The sequence below is a fragment of the Actinosynnema sp. NPDC059797 genome (assembly GCF_042732085.1).
Lineage (GTDB): Bacteria > Actinomycetota > Actinomycetes > Mycobacteriales > Pseudonocardiaceae > Actinosynnema.
Map to the genome: position 1 here is coordinate 1 of NZ_JBHWIE010000743.1, position 1,333 is coordinate 1,333.

Here is a 1,333-nt window from a genome sequence, read left to right on the forward strand (position 1 = left end):
GGGTGCTCGCCGGTGACCACGACCCCGCCGAGGGTCCGCACCGGGTGCAGGGCGGGCCTGGGCACGACCAGGGGCAGCCGTTCGGCGTCCCAGCCGTGGCGGGCGGCGGCGCCCAGCGGCGACCACGGCACCTCCAGCTCGCCGAAGGTGCGCAGGCCCTCGGCGGCCCGGGTGACGGCGTGGTCGACGCCGTCGACGTCGACCCGGTTGCCGTTGCGGCGCAGCCACGACGGGTCGATGGGGACCGGGTCGGGGGCGGTGCGGACGGCTTCCAGCACGCGCATGAACGCGCCGGTGTCGGCCAGCGGCGCGATCAGCGGCACGGCGGGGTCGGCGAGGTGGTCGAGCAGGTTGCCCAGCGGGGTGTCGTGCCCGAACCGCTCCTCGACGCCGTCGACGACGAGGGCGTGCCGCGTGTAGTGCAGTTCGACGCGTTCGCGGGTGCCGTGGACGACGAGCACCGGTTCCCGGGCGACCTCGGCGCACAGGGTCACCGCGACCAGCACGGGCGTGCCGCGGCGGGTGCGCAGCCGCAGGCACGAGGTGTCGTCGGCCTCGATGTCGCGGGCGCGCAGCAGCTCCAGCTCGATGTCGGCCACGTCGTCCACGCCGGTGCTGCCGTCCAGGGCGAGCGCGGTGGCGATGCCGTGGGCGAACGGGTTGGTCAGGGCGCCGTCCACCACGGGCGCGCCGTCGAGGGTGCGGCGGCCGGCCCAGGGCGCGCGGGTGTAGTAGGAGTCCTCGCGCGACCAGGTGCCGCGCACGCCGATGCCCCGGATCGCGCCCAGCTCGCCGGAGCGCGCCAGGTGGGTCAGGCGGCGCAGCGCGTGCGAGCCCAGGCTCTGGAAGCCGACCTGCACGACCCGGCCCTCCGAGCGCCGCAGCAGGTCGCGCCAGTCCGCCAGGGTGGGCGTCGGCGGTTTCTCCAGCAGCAGGTGCGCGCCCGAGGCCAGCACCCGGTGGGCCAGGTCGACGTGGGTGTGGATGGGTGTGGAGACGATGCCGACGACGGGTCCGGCGCCGGGGAGGGGCAGCAGGTCGCCCAGGTCGGCGGACACGGGCCGGTCGCCGACGAGCCGCCGGGCCTCGGCGTCCAGGGGCGCGACCTCGCACACGCCCGCCAGCTCCAGCCGCCCGGCGGCCTCCAGGGCGGCGATCTCGCGCAGGTACAGCCGCCCGTAGCCGGAGGCGCCGGCGAGCACCACGCGCGGCGTCACCGGCGTTCCACCGCGACCGCGGCGAGCACCAGCAGGCCGGGCGCGACGACCGCGAACGCGGGCGCCTGGGAGACCACCAGCACGACCACGGCCAGCGCGCCGGCCAGGTAGGCGTC

At 77.2% G+C, this 1,333-nt stretch carries 1 protein-coding gene; it reads right to left on the reverse strand.

The genetic code is table 11. The features are described 5' to 3' along the window. Nucleotides 1-1,217, reverse strand: a 1,217-nt coding sequence (locus ACFV4N_RS43845) for a Gfo/Idh/MocA family protein (protein WP_499678620.1), incomplete at its 3' end; no start/stop codon positions are given. Nucleotides 1,218-1,333: the final 116 nt, after the last annotated feature.